Raw genomic sequence first — 1,002 nt, 5'->3', positions numbered from 1 at the left:
CTGAGTTGCGAAAGCAGTTCAGGCAATCCTCAGCAGTGACGGCATCAATGGCTTTGGCGATCGCGTTGTAGAGTTTCCGCTCGGTGCGAACGGCGGCTCTGCGTAGATGGGACTTGATCTTTGAGAAGATCTGTTCGATTGGATTGAGATCCGGCGAGTATGGCGGCAGGAACCAGATTTCCGCGCCGGTCTGCTCAATCTTTTTGAGTACTGATGCGGTCTTGTGGCTGGAGAGGTTGTCCATCACGAGGATATCGCCAGGTCGCAACGCCGGGGCAAGAAGCCAATCGACGAATCCCTCAAACACCCACGAGTTGGTCGGGCCGTTTGTGATCATCGATGCTCGGCTGCCATGACAATCAATGGCGTGAATTAGCGTGGTCGTTTCCCAGTGGCCGTGCGGTACCGCATCCTCGACTCGCTGACACTTCGGCCCCCAACCATACAGCCGCGTCATGTTCGTTTTCGCGCCGGTCTCGTCGAGAAAGACAAGCTTTTCGATATTCAACCGCTTCTGTTGTCGCTTCCAGCAACCACGCTGCTGGCGAACGTCATCGCGACACTGCTCAGTTGCTCGCAACGTTTTTTTTGAATGAGTGGCCAAGCCTTCGAGCTTCGTTCCAGACTGTCTGTATTGTACAGTCCATGCGAAGTTTTTGACGCAACTGCTCGAGCGTCCAGGATGGATTCTCACGGATCAACTGATCGAGCTTCTTGCTCTGCTTTTCACTGAACGCTCGTTTGCGACCACAGTGATGCGTTTGAGGTTCCAGCGTTCCCAGATCCCGCCACTGGTACTTGAGTTTCTGAACGACCTTGTAACTGACCGAAAACCGCTCGGCGATCTTCGGCATGCTCTCCTTCCCTTCAAGAATGGCAGCCAGGATTCGTTCACGCAAATCCATGTCCAACGCTTTCATCAGTCACACCTCCGTGTTGGCGAAAACGTCAAATTAACCGATCTCCGTCAACGCACCTACATCAATTTTTCAAGTGCTCTAG

Annotated in this window: 2 protein-coding genes; both read right to left on the bottom strand. The window is 53.3% G+C overall.

The features are described from left to right. Positions 1-580 (bottom strand): IS630 family transposase (locus CA13_RS34395; protein WP_419195351.1); only part of this gene is annotated, 580 nt, incomplete at its 3' end. Next, positions 567-920, bottom strand: a complete 354-nt coding sequence (locus CA13_RS36095; RefSeq protein WP_419194366.1) for a COG3415 family protein — start codon at positions 918-920, stop codon at positions 567-569. The genes CA13_RS36095 and CA13_RS34395, both read right to left, overlap by 14 nt. Between the last annotated feature and the right edge of the window lie 82 nt (positions 921-1,002).

This window comes from Novipirellula herctigrandis, from assembly GCA_007859835.1.
GTDB lineage: Bacteria > Planctomycetota > Planctomycetia > Pirellulales > Pirellulaceae > Novipirellula_A > Novipirellula_A herctigrandis.
The sequence above is the reverse complement of the archived record's forward strand: the minus strand, read 5'-3'. Positions and strand labels throughout refer to the sequence as shown.